At 65.3% G+C, this 17,928-nt stretch carries 18 protein-coding genes; 12 read left to right on the top strand and 6 right to left on the bottom strand.

Features of this window, described 5'->3' with window-relative positions; all coding sequences use genetic code 11:
• Positions 1-35 precede the first annotated feature (35 nt).
• The 3 genes from QI450_RS05045 to nrdR all read left to right on the top strand — a co-directional run bounded on the left by QI450_RS05045 (position 36) and on the right by nrdR (position 2,759).
• Positions 36-674 carry a hypothetical protein gene (locus QI450_RS05045; protein WP_226773322.1) on the top strand — a complete coding sequence of 213 codons (639 nt, stop codon included), beginning with the start codon at positions 36-38 and terminating at the stop codon, positions 672-674.
• Positions 675-738: 64 nt separating this feature from the next.
• A complete protein-coding gene (gene hisD / locus QI450_RS05050) occupies positions 739-2,130 on the top strand; it encodes a histidinol dehydrogenase (RefSeq protein ID WP_226773321.1) in 1,392 nt (463 codons plus the stop codon).
• A gap of 137 nt (positions 2,131-2,267) precedes the next feature.
• Positions 2,268-2,759 carry a transcriptional regulator NrdR gene (gene nrdR, locus QI450_RS05055; protein ID WP_226773320.1) on the top strand — a complete coding sequence of 164 codons (492 nt, stop codon included), beginning with the start codon at positions 2,268-2,270 and terminating at the stop codon, positions 2,757-2,759.
• A 145-nt stretch (positions 2,760-2,904) separates the two neighbouring features.
• Here nrdR and ppgK read toward each other — a convergent pair whose 3' ends face one another.
• Together ppgK and map are read right to left on the bottom strand one after the other, a co-directional pair.
• Entirely contained in the window at positions 2,905-3,708 is an 804-nt protein-coding gene (gene ppgK, locus QI450_RS05060) for a polyphosphate--glucose phosphotransferase (protein WP_226773319.1), read from the bottom strand.
• Positions 3,709-3,792: 84 nt separating this feature from the next.
• A complete protein-coding gene (gene map, locus QI450_RS05065) occupies positions 3,793-4,671 on the bottom strand; it encodes a type I methionyl aminopeptidase (RefSeq protein WP_226773318.1) in 879 nt (292 codons plus the stop codon).
• 74 nt (positions 4,672-4,745) lie between these two features.
• On the opposite strand from map, the gene QI450_RS05070 reads away from it, so the two are divergent.
• The gene (locus QI450_RS05070) at positions 4,746-4,910 is read left to right on the top strand and encodes an SPOR domain-containing protein (RefSeq protein WP_226773317.1); all 165 of its coding nucleotides are present in this window, start codon (positions 4,746-4,748) and stop codon (positions 4,908-4,910) included.
• Between the two features lie 164 nt (positions 4,911-5,074).
• Here QI450_RS05070 and panB read toward each other — a convergent pair whose 3' ends face one another.
• Complete coding sequence (gene panB, locus QI450_RS05075) at positions 5,075-5,980, bottom strand: 3-methyl-2-oxobutanoate hydroxymethyltransferase (RefSeq protein WP_226773316.1); 906 nt, start codon at positions 5,978-5,980, stop codon at positions 5,075-5,077.
• Positions 5,981-6,233: 253 nt separating this feature from the next.
• Here panB and glnA (QI450_RS05080) point away from each other — a divergent pair, with 253 nt between their 5' ends.
• The 7 genes from glnA (QI450_RS05080) to QI450_RS05110 all read left to right on the top strand — a co-directional run bounded on the left by glnA (QI450_RS05080) (position 6,234) and on the right by QI450_RS05110 (position 14,297).
• The gene (gene glnA / locus QI450_RS05080) at positions 6,234-7,574 is read left to right on the top strand and encodes a type I glutamate--ammonia ligase (RefSeq protein ID WP_226773315.1); all 1,341 of its coding nucleotides are present in this window, start codon (positions 6,234-6,236) and stop codon (positions 7,572-7,574) included.
• 9 nt (positions 7,575-7,583) lie between these two features.
• A complete protein-coding gene (locus QI450_RS05085) occupies positions 7,584-10,595 on the top strand; it encodes a bifunctional [glutamine synthetase] adenylyltransferase/[glutamine synthetase]-adenylyl-L-tyrosine phosphorylase (RefSeq protein WP_226773314.1) in 3,012 nt (1,003 codons plus the stop codon).
• Between the two features lie 202 nt (positions 10,596-10,797).
• Positions 10,798-12,228: an amino acid ABC transporter substrate-binding protein/permease gene (locus tag QI450_RS05090; protein ID WP_226773331.1), complete on the top strand. Its 1,431-nt coding sequence runs from the start codon at positions 10,798-10,800 to the stop codon at positions 12,226-12,228.
• The gene (locus QI450_RS05095) at positions 12,225-12,974 is read left to right on the top strand and encodes an amino acid ABC transporter ATP-binding protein (RefSeq protein WP_226773313.1); all 750 of its coding nucleotides are present in this window, start codon (positions 12,225-12,227) and stop codon (positions 12,972-12,974) included. Before QI450_RS05090 ends, QI450_RS05095 begins: the two co-directional genes overlap by 4 nt.
• 64 nt (positions 12,975-13,038) lie before the next feature.
• Positions 13,039-13,455: a VOC family protein gene (locus tag QI450_RS05100; RefSeq protein ID WP_226773312.1), complete on the top strand. Its 417-nt coding sequence runs from the start codon at positions 13,039-13,041 to the stop codon at positions 13,453-13,455.
• 51 nt (positions 13,456-13,506) lie between these two features.
• The gene (locus QI450_RS05105; protein WP_226773311.1) at positions 13,507-14,022 is read left to right on the top strand and encodes a GNAT family N-acetyltransferase; all 516 of its coding nucleotides are present in this window, start codon (positions 13,507-13,509) and stop codon (positions 14,020-14,022) included.
• A gap of 74 nt (positions 14,023-14,096) precedes the next feature.
• A complete protein-coding gene (locus QI450_RS05110) occupies positions 14,097-14,297 on the top strand; it encodes an AsnC family protein (protein ID WP_226773310.1) in 201 nt (66 codons plus the stop codon).
• 88 nt (positions 14,298-14,385) lie between these two features.
• Here QI450_RS05110 and glnA (QI450_RS05115) read toward each other — a convergent pair whose 3' ends face one another.
• Complete coding sequence (gene glnA / locus QI450_RS05115; RefSeq protein ID WP_226773309.1) at positions 14,386-15,810, bottom strand: type I glutamate--ammonia ligase; 1,425 nt, start codon at positions 15,808-15,810, stop codon at positions 14,386-14,388.
• A gap of 297 nt (positions 15,811-16,107) precedes the next feature.
• Here glnA (QI450_RS05115) and QI450_RS05120 point away from each other — a divergent pair, with 297 nt between their 5' ends.
• Positions 16,108-16,545 carry an RDD family protein gene (locus QI450_RS05120; RefSeq protein WP_226773308.1) on the top strand — a complete coding sequence of 146 codons (438 nt, stop codon included), beginning with the start codon at positions 16,108-16,110 and terminating at the stop codon, positions 16,543-16,545.
• A 93-nt stretch (positions 16,546-16,638) separates the two neighbouring features.
• Here QI450_RS05120 and QI450_RS05125 read toward each other — a convergent pair whose 3' ends face one another.
• Positions 16,639-17,001, bottom strand: coding sequence for a DUF3817 domain-containing protein (locus tag QI450_RS05125; RefSeq protein ID WP_226773307.1), 363 nt, complete (start codon positions 16,999-17,001; stop codon positions 16,639-16,641).
• Positions 17,002-17,132: 131 nt separating this feature from the next.
• Entirely contained in the window at positions 17,133-17,894 is a 762-nt protein-coding gene (locus QI450_RS05130; RefSeq protein ID WP_226773306.1) for a DUF4191 domain-containing protein, read from the bottom strand.
• Positions 17,895-17,928 lie beyond the last annotated feature (34 nt).

Consider the following 17,928-nt stretch of genomic DNA (forward strand, 5'->3'; position numbering starts at 1 on the left):
GCCCGCCCGGCCAAAAGCTTGTTAAAGTTTGTTCCATGACACAGCCCGCACTCAATGGCCAGCTCCCGCAGCACGCCCGGCAGGACCCGCTGCAGGGACCGGCCGGGATGCCGGGTCCCGAATCCCGGCAGGGTATTCCCGCCGCAGCGCCGGAACCGCCGCCGCTCGTGCGCGTTGTGACGTGGCGTAAAGCTGCCGTTATCGCTGCTGCCGGTGTGCCGGCGGGGCTGCTGTGGTGGCTCCTGGCCCCGTCCGGCCTTAACCTGCTCTCGGGTGATCCGCAGTTGCGCAGCGGGGCAAACACCGAAGGGTGGCTGCCCCGGGACCTGGTCCTGGCGGCCCTGATGCTGCTGGCCGGCTGCATTTCCGGTGCCGTCGCTTCCGGCAGCAAGCATAACGGGCCGTCCAGCCGGGAGGTCCTGGTGGCAGTGGGTGCCGGCGCACTCGGCGCACTCGCCGCGTGGGGGACCGGCGTGCTGTGCGGCCTGTGGTGGGGAACGCCCGAGGACACGTCGGCGAACGCCAGTATCGCCTTTTCGCTGCGGTCCGTGGCGGTCCTGACAATGTGGCCGGCCGCTACTGCCCTTGCGATCTTCTTGAGCACCCTCGGGAGTAAACCGGCTCCGGAAAGCGGGCCCGGGGCTCACGGTGCGGACCCCGAAGCCCTGGAGTAGCCAGCCGGAACCACCCGGGGGCGAGCGGCGCGGCACGTGCCCGCGGGACCCGTAAAATAAACGGGTGACCCTTTCAGCTGACAGTTCCGTGCCCGCCGCTACTGCGCCCCCGGCCCCCGCCGGACTCACCTTCCGTACCGTTGACCTGCGCGGCCAGCGGCTGACACTTGCCGGCCTCCGCGCCGCGGTACCCCGCGCAAAAGCCGGCGCCATGGCGGATGCGGAGCAGACCGTCCTGGGCATTATCGCCACCGTCCGCGCCGGGGGCTTCGAAGCGCTGAGTGAACTGGCCCGAACGTTCGACGGCGTCGAGCAAGCACACCCCCGGGTTCCCGCCGGGGCACTGACGGACGCCTTGGCCGGGCTCGACCCCGACGTCCGGGCAGCACTGGAAGAATCCATCTCACGTGCCCGGCGCTTTGCCGATGCCCAGCGGCCGGCCGACACCGATGTCGAACTCGGCGACGGGGCGGTGGTCAGCCAAAAATGGGTCCCGGTAGCGCGTGTGGGACTCTATGTGCCCGGCGGGCTGGCGGTCTACCCGTCCTCCGTCATTATGAACGTTGTTCCTGCCCTCGCGGCCGGCGTCGAATCCATCGCCCTGGCTTCGCCGCCGCAAAAGGACTTCAACGGACTCCCGCACCCCACGATCCTCGCCGCGGCATGCCTGCTGGGCATTAACGAGGTCTACGCGATCGGCGGCGCCCAGGCGATCGCCGCGTTCGCCTATGGCATCCCCGCCTCGGAGGGGAACGCCGGACTGGACCCGGTCGACGTTGTCACCGGCCCCGGCAACGTCTTCGTCGCCACTGCCAAACGCCTCGTCAAAGGTGTTGTGGGCATCGATTCCGAGGCCGGCACAACGGAAATTGCGATCCTGGCCGACGACTCGGCCCGGCCGGACCTCGTCGCGGCGGACCTGATCAGCCAGGCCGAGCACGACCCCAAAGCTGCGTCAGTTCTGGTCACGGATTCCGAGCTGCTCGCCGCCGCGGTTCGGGTGGAACTGGACCGTCAGGCGGCCCTGACCAAACACCGGGACAGGGTCCGCGAGGCGCTCTCCGGTCCGCAGTCCGGCGTTGTCCTGGTGGACAACCTCGACCAGGGCATTGCGGCGTGCAACGCCTACGCGGCCGAACACCTGGAAATTATGACGGCGGACGCTGCCAGTGTCGCGGGCCGGATCCGCAGCGCCGGGGCGATCTTTGTGGGCGACTACAGCCCGGTCAGCCTGGGCGACTACTGTGCCGGGTCAAACCATGTGCTGCCGACCAGCGGCACCGCGGCCTTCTCCTCGGGGTTGAACGTGACCACCTTCCTGCGGGCCATCCAGGTGGTTAACTACACCCGCGCGGCCTTGGAAGAGGTCAGCGGACACATCGTGAGCCTGGCTGGAGCCGAGGATCTGCCGGCGCACGGCGAAGCCGTCACCGCCCGCTTTGCCGGCGGTGCCTGACCACTACATGTAGTAATTACAGGATTGTTATTCGCCTACATCTAGTCGTAAACTGATAATGGAGACAAAAATGCTCCGCCGAACTACGGGTGTTCGCCCGCGTTTGGTCATCGGCCTGCGACAGGGGACGGAACGAGATGTATTGCCCGTTTTGCCGGAACCCTGATTCGCGGGTGGTCGACAGCCGGATAGCCGACGATGGCTCTGCCATCCGCCGCCGCCGGCAGTGCCCCGAGTGCGGCCGGCGTTTTACCACCGTCGAGACCACCAGCCTGAGCGTGATCAAGCGCTCCGGAGTCGGCGAGCCGTTCAGCCGCAGCAAAATCATCAACGGTGTCCGCAAGGCCTGCCAGGGCCGTCCCGTCACCGAGGACGACCTCGCCATGCTGGCCCAGGAAGTCGAGGAGACGATCCGGGCAGCCGGCGCCGCCGAAATCGACGCCCATGAAGTGGGTCTCGCAATCCTCAACCCGCTCCAGCGGCTCGATGAGGTGGCCTACCTGCGCTTCGCAAGTGTCTACCAGGCCTTCGAGTCCCTCGAGGACTTCGAGGCTGCCATTTCGCTGCTCCGCCACGAAGCCGAAAGCAAGGCCCGCGAAGGCCAGAGCCAGCAGAAGAGCCCGCTCTAGGGGCGTATCAGGAGCGCCGGCTCACAGACTCCGGTGGTGGCAGCGGAGGGGAAGCCGCGGCCACCACCGGCACCAATCAAGAAAAGAACCACCACTCCGGGTCGTCGCCAGCGCGCAGGACAACCCGGAGTGAGAGCCCATCCGGCTACTTGGCCAGTTGGTGCTGCAGCGCGATTTCGAGGGCCGCCCCGACGATTCCGGCGTCATTCTTCAGCTTGGCCGGCACAATCGGTGTGCGCAGCTGCAGCCGCGGCAGGTATTCGTCGGCGCGCTTCGAGATGCCGCCTCCGACGATGAACAATTCGGGGGAGAAGAGGAATTCCACGTGGGAGAAGTAGCGCTGCAGCAGAACGCTGTACTCCTCCCAGCTCAGTCCGTCCCGTTCCCGGGCAACGGCTGAGGCCTTGCTTTCGGCATCGAATCCGTCAATTTCGAGGTGGCCGAGTTCGGCATTCGGCACAAGCTTGCCATCGAAGATAAAGGCTGAACCGATCCCGGTGCCGAGCGTGATGACCAGCACGGTTCCTTTGACGGACTCGCCGGCGCCGAAGCGTGCCTCCGCCAGCCCGGCGGCATCGGCGTCGTTAATGACCTCAACCGGCCGCCCGAGGCGGGCGGTCAGCAGGGCATCGATGTCCATTTCCAGCCAGGACTTATCCACGTTGGCGGCGGAGTGGACCACGCCGTGCTGGATGATGCCGGGGAAGGTCACACCGACCGGCGAGTCCGGTGCCGGCGCGTCCGGCCGGGCCGTCAAATCGGCAACGACCTGGGCCACGACATCGGCAACGGATTCGGGGGTGGAGGGCTGCGGGGTGGGGATACGCAGGCGCTCCCCGAGCAGCTTGCCCTTTTTCAGGTCGACGATTCCGCCCTTGATCCCGGTACCACCGATGTCGATGCCGATCAGCGTGGTGTTTTTGGTCGACTTCTCGTCCTTCTTGGCCAATGTGGTTCCGTTCGTGGCAGGGGCGGAGCTAGCAGGGATCGGCGCAGGGCCGAGATGCGAAGACCGGGATCTTCTGTGGGGCAATCAGGGGAGGGTCAGCACTTCGGCACCGGTCTCCGTCACAAGCAGGGTGTGCTCGAACTGCGCAGTGCGTTTGCGGTCACGGGTGACGACGGTCCAGTCGTCGGCCCACATGTCCCAGTCCACGGTGCCCAGCGTCAACATCGGTTCAATCGTGAAGACCATGCCGGCCTCAATCACCGTGTTGTAGGCCGGGGCAGCGTCGTAGTGCGGGATGATCAGGCCGGTGTGGAAGGCCTCGCCCACACCGTGGCCGGTGAAGTCGCGGACAACGCCGTAGCCGAAGCGCTTGGCGTAGGACTCAATAGTGCGGCCGATGACATTGATTTCGCGGCCCGGGGCCACCGCACGAATCGCGCGGTTCAGGGATTCCTGCGTGCGCTCAACCAGCAGGCGGGATTCCTCATCCACGTCGCCGGCCAGGAAGGTGTAGTTGGTGTCGCCGTGCACGCCGCCGATAAAGGCGGTGATGTCGATGTTGACGATGTCACCGTCCCTGACCACAGTGCTGTCCGGGATGCCATGGCAGATGACTTCGTTCAAGGACGAGCACAGCGACTTGGGAAAGCCGCGGTAGCCCAAAGTCGATGGATACGCGTTGTGGTCCAGCAGGAATTCGTGGCCCACCCGGTCCAGCTGGTCGGTCGTGACGCCGGGCACGATGTGCCTGCCGACCTCCACGATGGCCTGCGCGGCAATCCGGGAGGCGGTGCGGATCTTCTCGATCGTCTCCGCCTGCTTGACCTCAGAGCCGGTGAACTTGGCCGGCGCGGGTTTGCCCACGTATTCGGGGCGCGGGATCGAGGCCGGAACGGGAAGCTGAGGACTGACAGCTCCCGGGACCAGCGTGCCGATGGGTGCAGTCGAGGCTAGGGAAGGCATACATTGATCATATAAGGCGCGGCCGGAGGCGCAGAAACAAATCCGAACAAAGCCACACCAGCTGAGGAGAATCCATGCCCGAGTACTGGTACAACGTCACCACCCACGAGGTTGAAGAGGACGCCATGTCCGACTGGAGCCAGCTGATCGGCCCGTACGCAACGCGCGACGAAGCAGAACACGCGCTCGAGAAAGTCAAAGCCCGCAACGAATCGTGGGAAAAGGGCGACGACGACTAGGCGGCCCACACTGAGCAGGCTGGTCCTGCGCGCCGGCATCCGGGGTCCGGCACGCCGCCGGGGACACCTGCTCCCTGGCCGGGCGCCCGATGGCCGGGCGCCCGCTGGAACGGGCGCCCGTCGGAACGGCCGCGCCGGAAAAGGCGCGCCGGAACGGGTGTCCGCTAGAACGAGTGCTCGGGGCCGGGGAACTGGCCGGTGCGTACGTCCTCGCCGTAGGCCTTCGCGGCGTCGCTGAGTGAAGTCCGCAGGTCAGCGTACTGCTTGACGAACCTGGCCATTTTGCCGCCGCGCAGTCCCGCCATATCCTGCCACACGAGTACCTGGCCGGTGGTGGCGTTGCCGGCGCCGATGCCGATGGTGGGGACCTCGACGGCGGCGTCCACGGCTGCCGCTGTCGCGGCGGGCACCATTTCCATCAACACGCAGAACGCCCCGGCGTCGGCCAGGGCGACGGCATCGTCGATCAGGCGCTGGGCGTCATCGCCGCGGCCCTGCACCCGGTAGCCACCGAGGGCATGCTCGCTTTGCGGGGTAAAACCGATGTGCGCCATCACCGGAATGCCGGCCTGGACCATGGCCCGGACGGTTTCGGCATAGAACTGTCCGCCCTCGATCTTGACCGCGTGGGCGAGGCCTTCCTTGAGGAACCTGACTCCGGTGGCCACCCCCTGCTGGGCAGAGACCTCGTAGCTGCCAAAGGGAAGATCCGCCACCACCAGGGCGCGCTTGGCCGAACGGGCCACCGCCCGGCACAACGGGAGCAGCTCATCGACCGTGACGGGCAGGGACGTCTCATTGCCAAAGACATTGTTGGACGCCGAGTCGCCCACCAGCAGGACTTCGATGCCGGCCTGGTCAAAGATTTCCGCCGTGTACTGGTCGTAGGCGGTCAGCATGGCAAAGCGTTCACCGTTGAGTTTCGCCTGGCGCAGGTGGTGGGTGCGGACCCGGGCCACCGGCTTCCGGGTGACCGGCTCCTGGCCCGCGGCAGGCGCCGCCGGGCCGCTGCCGTAGGGTGCGGCTAGTTCTGCGGGCATGCTGGAATCGGTGTTGTTGCTTGTGGCCATGGCACGAGCGTAGTGCGATAGCGCGTGTCCTAGCTACCGGCTTCCGGCCCGCGCCCGGGTGAATCACGTCACACCGCGTTCGCCGCAGCGGCTTGCGGCGGCGAATTTCGGGGTCCGGGTGTTAACGCTGTGTTACGCGCAGCAGCCGTGCCAGCATTCGGTGGCAATGATTAGTAAAGTGAAGCCTGAGCAGCTGCGGGATCCATGCATGACGGGCCTGGGGCACGGACGAAAGAACCGGAAAGAGGCCACTATGGACCGCCAGCAAGAGTTTGTCCTGCGGACGATCGAAGAGCGTGACGTGCGGTTCGTGCGGTTGTGGTTCACCGACGTCGTCGGTTCGCTGAAATCGGTGGCGCTGGCCCCGGCTGAAGTCGAGGGCGCGTTTGAGGAAGGCCTTGGCTTTGACGGCTCCTCGATCGAGGGCCTCGCCCGGGTTTTCGAATCCGACATGCTGGCCCAGCCGGACCCTGCCACGTTCCAGATCCTGCCGTGGCGCGGCGAGACCGAGGCAACGTCCCGGATGTTCTGCGACATCCTGACGCCCGACGGCGAACCGTCGGCTGCTGATCCCCGCAATGTCCTCAAGCGCAACCTGGCCAAGGCCGCGGACATGGGCTTCACCTGCTACACCCACCCCGAGATCGAGTTCTACCTGCTCAAGTCCCAGCAGCCGGGCCCGGACGGTTCCCCCGTCCCCGTGGACGAGGGCGGCTACTTCGACCACGTTCCGGGCGGGGTGGCGCAGGACTTCCGCCGCACCGCCGTGACCATGCTCGAATCCGTCGGCATCTCGGTTGAGTTCAGCCACCACGAGGCCGGCCCGGGCCAGAACGAAATCGACCTGCGCTATGCGGATGCGCTGCAGACCGCGGACAACATCATGACCTTCCGCACGGTGATCAAGGAGGTAGCGCTGCAGCAGGGCACCTACGCCACCTTTATGCCCAAACCCTTCACTGCCCACCCGGGTTCGGGCATGCACACGCACTTTTCGCTCTTCGAAGGCGACACCAACGCGTTCTACGAGGCGGGGGCGGAATTCCAGCTCTCCGAAACGGCCCGGCAGTTCATCGCCGGCATCCTCAAGCACGCCCCGGAGTTCACCGCTGTCACCAATCAGTTTGTGAACTCCTACAAGCGGCTCTGGGGCGGCGGAGAAGCCCCCAGCTACCTCAGCTGGGGACACAACAACCGCTCCGCGCTGGTCCGGGTTCCGCTGTACAAACCAGGCAAGGGCCAGTCCGCCCGGATTGAGTACCGCGGCATCGACTCGGCGGCCAACCCCTACCTGGCCTACGCCGTGCTGCTCGGTGCCGGGCTGAAGGGCATTGAGGAGGGCTACCAGCTCCCGCCCGCGGCCGAGGACGACATCTGGTCGCTGAGTTCGGCGGAGCGCCGGGCGATGGGCCACGACCCGCTCCCGGCCAGCCTGCACGACGCCATCCGGTCGATGGAGGACTCCGAACTGATGCCCCAGATCCTCGGCGAGCAGGTATTCGAGCACTTCCTGCGCAACAAGCGGGCCGAGTGGCAGGACTACCGTCTTCAGGTCACGCCCTACGAACTGCAGCGCAACCTCGGCATCCTCTAGGCGCCCCGGGTGAGTCTGGCACGACGCCTGATAGCCGCGGGTTTCAGCGATCTGGAGAAGAGCGAAAGGTTCCTGGCCGCCCCGGAGCTGGACGGCCTGGACCAGGACATCCTTTTCGCCGGCCTGCAGCTTGCCGCGAACCCTGACACGGCCCTGCAGTCACTGGTCAGGCTGATCGAAAAACACCACGATCTGCGCCGGCTGGCAGTCGCGGACCTGGACCGCAGCGAGCCCATGTACCGGGTTTTGGGTGCGTCCGAGGCGCTCGGCGAGTTCCTCATCCGCCATCCGGAGCACCTGAACGCCTTCGACGTGAAGGCCGGCCCCGAACCGCGGGAGGCAGAGACGGCGGTGCTGCGCGATCGGCTGCTGCGTTCCGTGCGGGCCGATCCGAAATCCAGCCGCCCAGTCGCGTTGGTGACCGGGCAGGAGGGCTACGAGGCATTGCGCACGGAGTACCGGCGCGGCCTGGTGGAGCTCGCCGTCAAAGACATCTGTGCCGCGGACCCGTTGGACTTTATGCCGGCCGCCGGCGCCGAACTCGCCGATCTCGCCGGCGCGGCAATCGAGGCAGCGTTGGCGGTCTCCCGGGCCGAAGCTGGCGAGCAGTTCAGCGCGGCCGAAGTGGCCGACGTCGGGCTGGCCGTGATCGGTATGGGCAAGTGCGGCGCCCGGGAACTGAACTACATTTCCGACGTCGACGTCATCTACGTCATCGAGTCCGGCTCGCTGGACGATTCGCGGGCCAACACGATCGGCACGGCCCTGGCGGCCGGTATATCCCGGGCCATTATGTCCACGGGCCGGGAACCCGGGCTGTGGGAGGTGGACGCGAACCTGCGTCCGGAGGGCAAATCCGGACCGCTGGTCAGAACCCTTGCCTCGCACGAGAGCTACTACGCACGCTGGGCCGAGAGCTGGGAATTCCAGGCCCTGCTCAAAGCCCGGACCATTGCCGGGGACACCGGGCTCGGCGCACGGTACGAGGCAGCCATTGCCCCGCTGGTCTGGTCATCCGCCGGCCGTGAAGGTTTCGTAGAGTCCGTCCGCTCCATGCGCCGACGGGTCACCGAAAACATTCCCGCCGAGGAGGAGCAGCGGCAGATCAAGCTGGGCCGGGGAGGGCTGCGGGACGTGGAATTCACTGTCCAGCTGCTGCAGCTGGTGCATGGCAAATCCGATGAGTCCCTCCGGTGCCGGGACACCACTTCGGCTATCGCCGCTTTGTCAGCCGGCGGCTACATCGGGCGCTCCGATGCCGCCGAGTTTGATCGCGCCTACCGCTACCTCCGGCTGCTTGAACACCGGATCCAGCTCTTCCAGCTGCGCCGTACCCACCTGATGCCTGTCAAGGAAGCCTCGCTGCGGGCCCTCGCCAAAGCTATGCTGGGGCCTTTCTCCAGCGAACGGCCCAAACCAGACGCCCTGGTCGCGGTCTGGCGCAAGACCAAACGCTCCGTGCGGGAGTTGCACGAACGCATCTTCTACCGTCCGCTGCTCAACACGGCCGCAGCGCTGAGCAGCGAGGAAGCCCGGCTCAGCCCGGAAGCCGCGCAGGGGCGCCTCGCCGCCTTGGGGTACCTCGATCCGAGGGGCGCCATGCGGCATATCGAGGCACTCACCGGCGGTGTGAGCCGCCGGGCTGCGCTCCAGCGGCAGCTGCTGCCGATCCTGCTCGGCTGGCTCGCGGAGGGCGTGGACCCCGACGCCGGCCTGCTGGCCTTCCGCAGGGTCAGCGAGGCGCTCGGAACCACCCACTGGTACCTCGGTATGCTGCGGGATTCAACGGCGGCCGCCGAGCGGCTCTGCCACGTGCTCTCCAACTCCCGGCTGATTGCCGACCTGCTGGAAGTGTCGCCGGAATCTGTGGCGTGGCTTGGCTCGGACAAGGAACTGGTCCCGCTGACTTTCGCGGCACAGTGGCTTGAGATCGCGTCGAAGATGTCCCGGCACGCGGAGCCGGAAAGCGCCATGCGGCTGATCCGGCTGATCCGGCGGCGGGAGATCCTGCGGATTGCGATCGCGGACAGCGCCGGGCTGCTGGACCAGGACCAGGTCGGCGCGGCGCTGGCGGACACCGACCGGGCCGCGGTCCTGGGTGCCCTGCGCGTCGCGGAGTCCGTGGTGGCTGCCGGGGCGCCGCTCAAGACGGACGTGCTGGTGGTCGCCATGGGCCGGCAGGGCGGCCGGGAGATCGGCTACGGCTCGGACGCGGATGTGATGTATGTGCACCGGGGGCTGCCGGGTGTCCCCGAGGCAGAGGCCCAGGACCAGGCGCTGCAGATCGTCAGCAGGCTCTCCAGCCTGCTGACCCAGCCGCTGAAGCCTGCCATCCTCGCCGAACGCGTGCTGCTGGTGGACGCCGATTTGCGGCCCGAAGGCAAAAGCGGTCCCATGGTGCGGTCGCTGGAGTCCTACGCGGAGTATTACCGCCGGTGGTCACTGGTGTGGGAGGCGCAGGCGCTGCTCCGCGCCCGCCCGATGGCCGGCAACGACGTGCTTGCCGCTGACTTCGTAGCGCTCATCGACCCGGTCCGCTACCCGGAGCTGCTTTCCGAGCAGGATGCACGGGAGGTCCGCCGGGTCAAGGCCCGGGTGGAAGCTGAGCGGCTGCCCCGCGGCGCGGACCCCGCCAGGCACCTGAAACTGGGCCGCGGCGGCCTCAGCGACGTCGAGTGGCTGGCCCAGCTGCTGCAGTTGCAGCACGCCGGGAAACATCCCGGTTTGCGGACGACCTCCACCGTCGAGGCACTCGAGGAAGCTGCCGCCGTCGGACTGCTCGAAGCGGGCGATGTGGTGATCCTGCTCCGGGCCTGGCGGCTGGCCAGCAGGATCCGGTCGGCCAATGTGGTCTGGACCGGCAGGGCCTCGGACGTGCTGCCGTCCTCGCGCCGGGATTTGGAAGCCGTGGCCCGCTGGTGCGGCTACGGGCAGGGGAACGCCGCAGCCCTCGAGGAGGACTACCTGCGGCTGAGCCGCCGGGCGCGTGGGGTCTTCGAACGGGTCTTCTACGGCCAGTAACGCCGCCGTTCTGGATCAGCCGCTGTCCGGACCGGTGAATGCGGGTAATCTCTAGGGATGTCTGGCCGGGCTTTGCGTGTCTGGCCGTGCACTCCATCCGCTCATCAACAAGGGGTTGTTACTCTTGCCCAGAACACAGCAGAACGGGGCCGCCAGAGGGCGGACCACCGCTGTAATCGGAGCCTTGCTCGCAGTTGCAGCAATGTTCTTCGGTGCCGCCGGCGCAGCCGCGGCACCGGACTCCGCAGCACCAGCCGCGGCACAGGCCGGCGCGACGCCGTCGAGCCTGTCCGGAAAGACATTCGTCATCGGCACGGACACCACCTTCGCCCCGTTTGAATTCCGCGACACCGGCGGCGAGCTGACCGGCATCGACATGGACATCATCCGGGAGATCGCCAGGAACCAGGGTTTTGCCGTCGAGATCAAGTCGCTTGGCTTTAACGCCGCACTGCAGGCACTGTCCTCCAACCAGGTGGACGGTGTCATCGCCGGAATGTCCATCACGGATCAGCGCAAGCAGATCTACGACTTTTCCGAACCCTATTTCGAGTCGGGCGTCCAGATGGCTGTCGCGAAAGCCAACACGGACATTAAGGGCTACGGAGACCTTAAGGACAAGACCGTCACGGCCAAGACCGGCAGCGAAGGGGAGACGTTCGCCAAATCCATCGCAGGACAGTACGGCTTTACGGTCAAGTCGCTGGACCAGTCCGCCACGATGTACGAGCTGGTCAAATCCGGCAACGCCGTCGCGGTCTTTGATGACTACCCGGTCCTGGCCTATGGCATCAGCCAGAACAACGGCCTTAAGGCGGTGTCCGAGAAGGAAAAGGGCGGCTCCTACGGATTCGCCGTTAATAAGGGCCAGAACCCTGAACTGCTGCAGGCCTTCAACACCGGCCTCGCGGACCTGAAATCGAGCGGCAAGTACCAGGAAATCCTCGACAAGTACCTCAAGGACCCGGCCCAGGCCGTCGAGTCCAGCTTCTGGGACCTCCTGATCAACAGCTTCCCGGCACTGCTGAAGGGGTTGGGAAACACAGTCCTGGTCACCGGAATTTCGTTCGCCGTCGCCATGGTCGTCGGCCTGCTGATGGCCTTCCTGAAGATCTCGACCAGCCTCGTGTTGCGTGGTATCGCCACCACCTACGTCAGCATTTTTCGCGGCACGCCGCTGCTGGTCTGGGCCTTCTTCTTCTACTTCGGCATCCCGCAGCTTACCGGTGCGCCGATCGACATCTGGGTCGCCGGTGTGCTGACCCTCAGCCTGAACTCCGGCGCGTACATTACCGAGATCGTCAGGGGATCCATCCAGTCCGTGGACCCTGGCCAGCTCGAAGCCAGCCGCAGCCTCGGCCTGGGCTACGCCAAGTCGATGCAAAAGGTGGTGGTCCCGCAGGCCTTCAAGATTATGACACCGTCACTGATCAACCAGCTGATCATCATGCTCAAGGACAGTTCCCTGCTGCTGGCCATCGGCTTCGCCGAACTTCTCTATCAGGGCCAGCAGATCTACGCAGGAAATTTCCGGATCACCGAAACGCTGCTGATCGTGGCGGTCCTGTACTTCGTGGTAATTATGCTGCTGACCAAGCTGGCCAACGTCGCGGATAAGAGGTTCAACAAATGAGCACGGCAGTCACTGCACCCAGTAAAATCTCCGTCCGCGGGCTGAAGAAGTCCTTCGGATCAAACGAGGTCCTCAAAGGCATCACCGCCGAAGTTGGCGAAGGCGAGGTCGTTTGCGTCATCGGACCCTCGGGTTCGGGCAAGTCAACCTTCCTGCGCTGCCTCAACAAGCTTGAAGACGTCACCGCCGGCCAGGTCACGGTGGACGGCTTCGACGTCACGGACCCCAAGGTGGACATCAACGAAGTCCGCAGGCACGTTGGTATGGTCTTCCAGCATTTCAACTTGTTCCCGCACATGTCCGTGCTTGAGAACATCATGCTAGCGCCGGTGGAATCCAAAAAGCAGGGCAAGGGCGAGGCCCTGGCCAACGCAGTCAAGCTGCTCAAGCGTGTGGGGCTGGCCGAGAAAGCGGATGCCCGGCCGGTGTCACTTTCCGGTGGCCAGAAGCAGCGGGTGGCAATCGCCCGTGCCTTGGCGATGAATCCGGACATTATGCTCTTCGATGAGGCGACCTCGGCCTTGGACCCTGAGATGGTCGGCGAAGTGCTCCAGGTCATCAAGGACCTGGCGGCCGAGGGCATGACAATGGTGCTTGTCACCCACGAGATGGGCTTCGCCCGCGAAGTAGCGGACCGGGTCCTCTTTATGGCGGACGGTGTCATTTGTGAAGAGGGGGCCCCGGAGGAGCTCTTCGGTAACCCCCAGCAGCAGCGGACCCGGGATTTCCTCTCCAAGGTGCTCTGACCCACGCTCCTGAGGGGGAGCGTTGGGGCTGGCAGGCGCCGGGTGACGGTGCTAATTTTGGGCCATGGCCAAGCAAATGTTCCTCAACCTCCCCGTCAGGGACCTGGAAAAGTCGGTCGCATTCTTCAGCGCACTGGGTTTTTCCTTCAACCCTGACTTCACCGACGAAAACGCCACGTGCATGATTGTCAACGACGATGCCTTTGTGATGCTGCTCGTCGAGGCATACTTCAAGACCTTTACCGCCAAGCCCGTCGCTGATGCCCGCAGCGCCACCGAGGCCATTATGTCCTTTTCCCTGGCCAGCCGCGAGGCCGTGGACGAGCTGGTCAGGACCGCCCTGACTGCCGGCGGAACCCCGTCCGAAGAAGCCCAGGACTACGGCTTTATGTACACCCACAGCTTCCAGGACCCGGATGGCCACCTCTGGGAGGTCTTCTGGATGGACCCGGCCGGGCCGCCCAAGGATGCGGCGCTCTGAGGCGATCCGGGCTCCCGGCTGCTATCCGGCCAGGGTGGGTACGCTTTTGGTATGCCTGAACTTGTGTGGCTGCTGCCACTGAAGAACCTCGACGACGACGCGCGCGCCATCAAATTGGGCGAAATCGCCGAACTGAACGTCACCGAAGAGCAGCAGAGGTTCGTTGGTGACCCGCTGCGGATGGTGCTGATCGCGCTCGAAGAGGACTCCCGGCACCCGTACGCGATTGACTGGAACGGAGCCGCCGTCGGGGTCCTGACGCTGCAGAGCGGGGCCGCGACCCTGGCTGGCTGGGCCGACGACGACTCCGTTTGGCTGCTGCGCGGTTTCCTGATCGACCGCTACCGGCAGGGCCGCGGCCTGGGCACCGCGGCGGCTGCGGCGGCCGTCCGGGCGGCAGCTCATCTCACCGCCACCCTCGGCGGCGCGCAGGCCGGCGTGGTGCTGTCCGTCAACAACGCTAACCCCGCAGGCCGGGCCGCCTACCGCAACGCGGGTTTCACGGACCACGGCCAGTATCTGGGCGGCGACGCGGGACCGCAGCGGACCTTCTACCGATCGTTCTGATGGTCGCAGCCTCTTGTCAACTTTCATTGACTTTTGGGCCTTCGTCAACTAACTTCGACGCCAGGAGGTGTCTGATGGAAACACTGATCGGTTCAATGGACGGCAAGGGTCCGGCGGAGGCGCTGTACGCTGTGGCCGAACTTCGCAAGGAGGTGGCACGCACCGAGACGGAAACGGTATTGCGCGCCCGCCGGGCGGGACTCTCGTGGGAAGCCATAGCAACCTGCCTTGGCGTGAGCAAGCAGGCAGTGCACAGGAAGTACGGCAAGCGCTGACCGACAAACGGGCGGCAATTGATTAAACAACGACGGCCCCCACCGGAAGGTGGGGGCCGTCGTCTGGACTGCGGAAAGCCGGGAAGCCCTAGACGCCGTAGTACAGCTCGAACTCGTAGGGGTTCGGTCGCAGCGAGAGCGGACGGATCTCGTTCTCGTACTTGTATTCGATCCAGGTGTCGATCAGGTCCTGGGTGAAGACGCCGCCGGCCTGGAGGAACTCGTTGTCATCGGCCAGGGCATCCAAGGCCTCTTCGAGCGTGCCGGGCGCCTTCGGGATGTCCTTGGCTTCCTCGGCGGGGAGCTCGTAAAGGTCCTTGTCGATCGGAGCGGGCGGCTCGATGCGGTTGCGGATGCCATCGATGCCGGCCATCAGCTGGGCCGCGAAGGCCAGGTACGGGTTGGAGGAGGGGTCCGGTGCGCGGAACTCGATGCGCTTGGCCTTGGGGTTGGAGCCCGTGATCGGGATCCGGATACCGGCTGAGCGGTTGCCCTGCGAGTAAACCATGTTGACCGGGGCTTCGAAACCCTTGACCAGGCGGCGGTAGGAGTTCACCGTCGGGTTGGTGAACGCGAGCACGGCAGAGGAGTGCTTGAGCAGGCCGCCGATGTACCAGCGCGCCATGTCCGAGAGTCCCGCATAACCCTTTTCGTCGTAGAACAGCGGCTCGCCACCGGTCCACAGCGACTGGTGGCAGTGCATGCCCGAACCGTTGTCACCAAAAACCGGCTTCGGCATAAAGGTGACCGACTTGCCCCAGGCATCGGCAGTGTTTTTGATGACGTACTTGAACTTCTGCAGGTCATCAGCTGCGTGGGTCAGGGTGGTGAACTTGTAGTTGATCTCAGCCTGGCCGGCGGAACCGACCTCGTGGTGGCTGCGCTCAACCTCAAGGCCGGCTTCGTCCAGGGCGATGCACATGGCATCGCGGAGGTCGGCCTGCTTGTCGGTGGGGGAGACCGGGAAGTAGCCGCCCTTGATCGGGGTCTTGTACCCGAGGTTTCCGCCCTCTTCCTCGCGGCCGGTGTTCCAGTGAGCTTCCTCGGAGTCGATCTTGTAGAAGCTGCCCTGCGGAGAAGACTGGTACTGGACGTTGTCGAAGACGAAGAACTCAGCCTCCGGCGCAAAGAAGGCGGTGTCGGCGATGCCGGTGGAAGCCAGGTAGGCCTCCGCTTTCTCAGCCACGCCGCGGGGATCGCGGTGGTACGGGTCACCCGTGCGTGGGTTGACGATCGAGAAGTTCAACGCAAGAGTCTTCTCCATGCGGAACGTGTCCAGGAACGCCGTCGTAACGTCCGGGATGAGCTGCATGTCCGACTCGGCGATGCCCTGGAAGCCACGGATCGACGAACCGTCGAAGAGTTGGCCATTGACGAAGAAGTCCGCGTCGACACTCTTGGCCGGCACATTAAAGTGCTGCTGAACGCCGGGGAGGTCGGTGAAGCGAATATCGACGAACTTTACGTCTTCGTCTTTGATGAACTTGAGGACTTCGTCCGCAGTCTTGAACATCTATGCTCCTTATGCATGTGAAAGATCCGGCCATAGGCCGCGTGGTCCAGCGCAGTCCGGCAGCGGGGAAAACACAATGGTGTGCCCCGCTCCTGTGCCGCCGGCAACTGTTACCACCCTAAGGACACGGGATTTCCCCATGGTGTCCGCTTTGTTTCCGGCACGTTACAGAATGCCCTGACAGGTAAACGGTAGTCGCTGTCCACAACGTGGCCTATCCGTGACCAGAGTGTGGCCTCGGAAGGTCCACACTCTGAACAGAGCGGCGCGGCCGCCCAATGCCGATAGGCTTGGAGCGTGGTTGATCGTAAAGACATAGGCTCATGGCTCAGCGGGCCGGACACCTCCGGCATTTCGAAGTACCCGGGGGAGCGACTGGGCCTGCCCGAGTCCGGACCGGGGTCGATTGCCCGCGCCGGCCGACGCATTCTGGCCATCTGCCTTGACTGGGGAATCGCGTTGCTGATCAGCAACTTCGCGTTCGCCGGGGATTCCTGGGCTACGCTTGCCGTCTTCGCGATCGAGCAGGCGCTGCTGGTGGGCGCCCTTGGTTACAGCATCGGCCACCGCATCGTGGGGATCCATGTGATCCGGCTCGGCGGCGGCCCCGCAGGCCCCTTGGCCGCCCTGGCCCGAAGCGTCCTCCTGTGCCTGGTGATCCCGGCTGTCATCTTCGACCCTGACCACCGCGGACTCCACGACAAGGCCATGAACACAGTCCTGGTCCGGATGTAGCCATCTGCGGGACGCTGCGGCTGACGGCTCGCGGCTTCCGTGCGGACTCGACGCCCCTAACCCGCGAGCGACGGAGCGGACGGGGGAGTAAGGCTACGTGCCGGCCGTCTGGCGTGCCGGCGTCGGTGTGCCTTTACCGGCGGGCACGTCCAGGTAACCGTGGCGTCCGGCCCAGCGCTCAAAGCCGATCGTGGCGAAAGGGAACACCGCGGACAACCCGGCGAACAGGGCCGCCCGGAACGGCCACCGCTGCATCTTCCATAGCGTCAGCGCTGAGATTCCGTAGCCGATGAAGAAGGCACCGTGGATCGGACCCGCGATCTCCACACCGAGCTCAGTGGTCCGGGTGACCCACTTGAGGAACATGCCTATCAGCAGAGCGGCCCAGCTAAAAGCTTCGGCGATGGCCAGTGCCCGGAAGAGGCGGATCACGGCAGGAGTGGAGGGCAGTTTCATGGCGGAGTCTCCAGGTTCGGTCCCGGCGGGACAGGGGAAAGTCTGGTCAGGGAAGTCTGGTAAAACGGAAAAGCCCCGGCGGCCGGCCTTAACGGCGGTTACCGGGGCGTCCCTGGTCTTTGGCGTGTGGCTTAGCGTCCGCGGGATGCCTTGCGGTCCGGGCGGGCCTTGTAGGGATCAATGCCCTTGGGGATCGGCAGGCGGCTGCCCAGCGACGAGATGCGCTTGGAGACCGTGCTGACCTCGAGCTTCGTCAGTTCGCTCTTCATCTTGGTCATCTTCTTGGCGACCTGGCTGATCGGAACCTGGCCTTCGCCGCGGCCGCTTTCAATAACGTGGATGGTGACGTTGGGCAGGATGCGGCCCAGGCGCTTGCGTTCGGCGTCGAGCAGGGGCTTGACGCGGGCGCTGGGGCCCTCGCTGACGAGTACAACACCGGGACGGCCGATGGCGCGGAAGACGGCGTCCTGGGTGCGGGGGTTAACCGCAACAGGCTGCTCTTCGACGATCCAGCCGCGCTTGAGCGTGCCCATTGCCGCGCCCGAGGCACCTGGCTGGTTTTCGATCCGCGCGAACGCGGCACGTTCGGCGCGGCGCGAGAGGATGAGGGTGGCCGCGAGGACGCCCAGCGGGATGCCGATGATCAGCCCGGTAATCCAGTTATCCAGCAGGAACCCGACAAAAAAGCTGACAGCGATGACGCCGAGGAATGCCAGGAGCATCAGCCACTGGACCATCGGATCGTGCTGGCGGGTCATCTGGAAGACCTCGCCGATTTGCTTCAGGCGGCTCGGCTTCTTGACCTTGGCCACTTTGGGCTTACGCGAAAAAAGGCCACGCTTCGGGGTGTCGGAAGCCGGAGTGGAGTTGCTGGGATCAGGGGAATTCGCCATAGTGCCTTACATTCTACGTGATCTGCGCCGGAGG

This window comes from Arthrobacter sp. EM1, from assembly GCF_029964055.1.
In the GTDB taxonomy this organism is placed as follows: domain Bacteria; phylum Actinomycetota; class Actinomycetes; order Actinomycetales; family Micrococcaceae; genus Arthrobacter.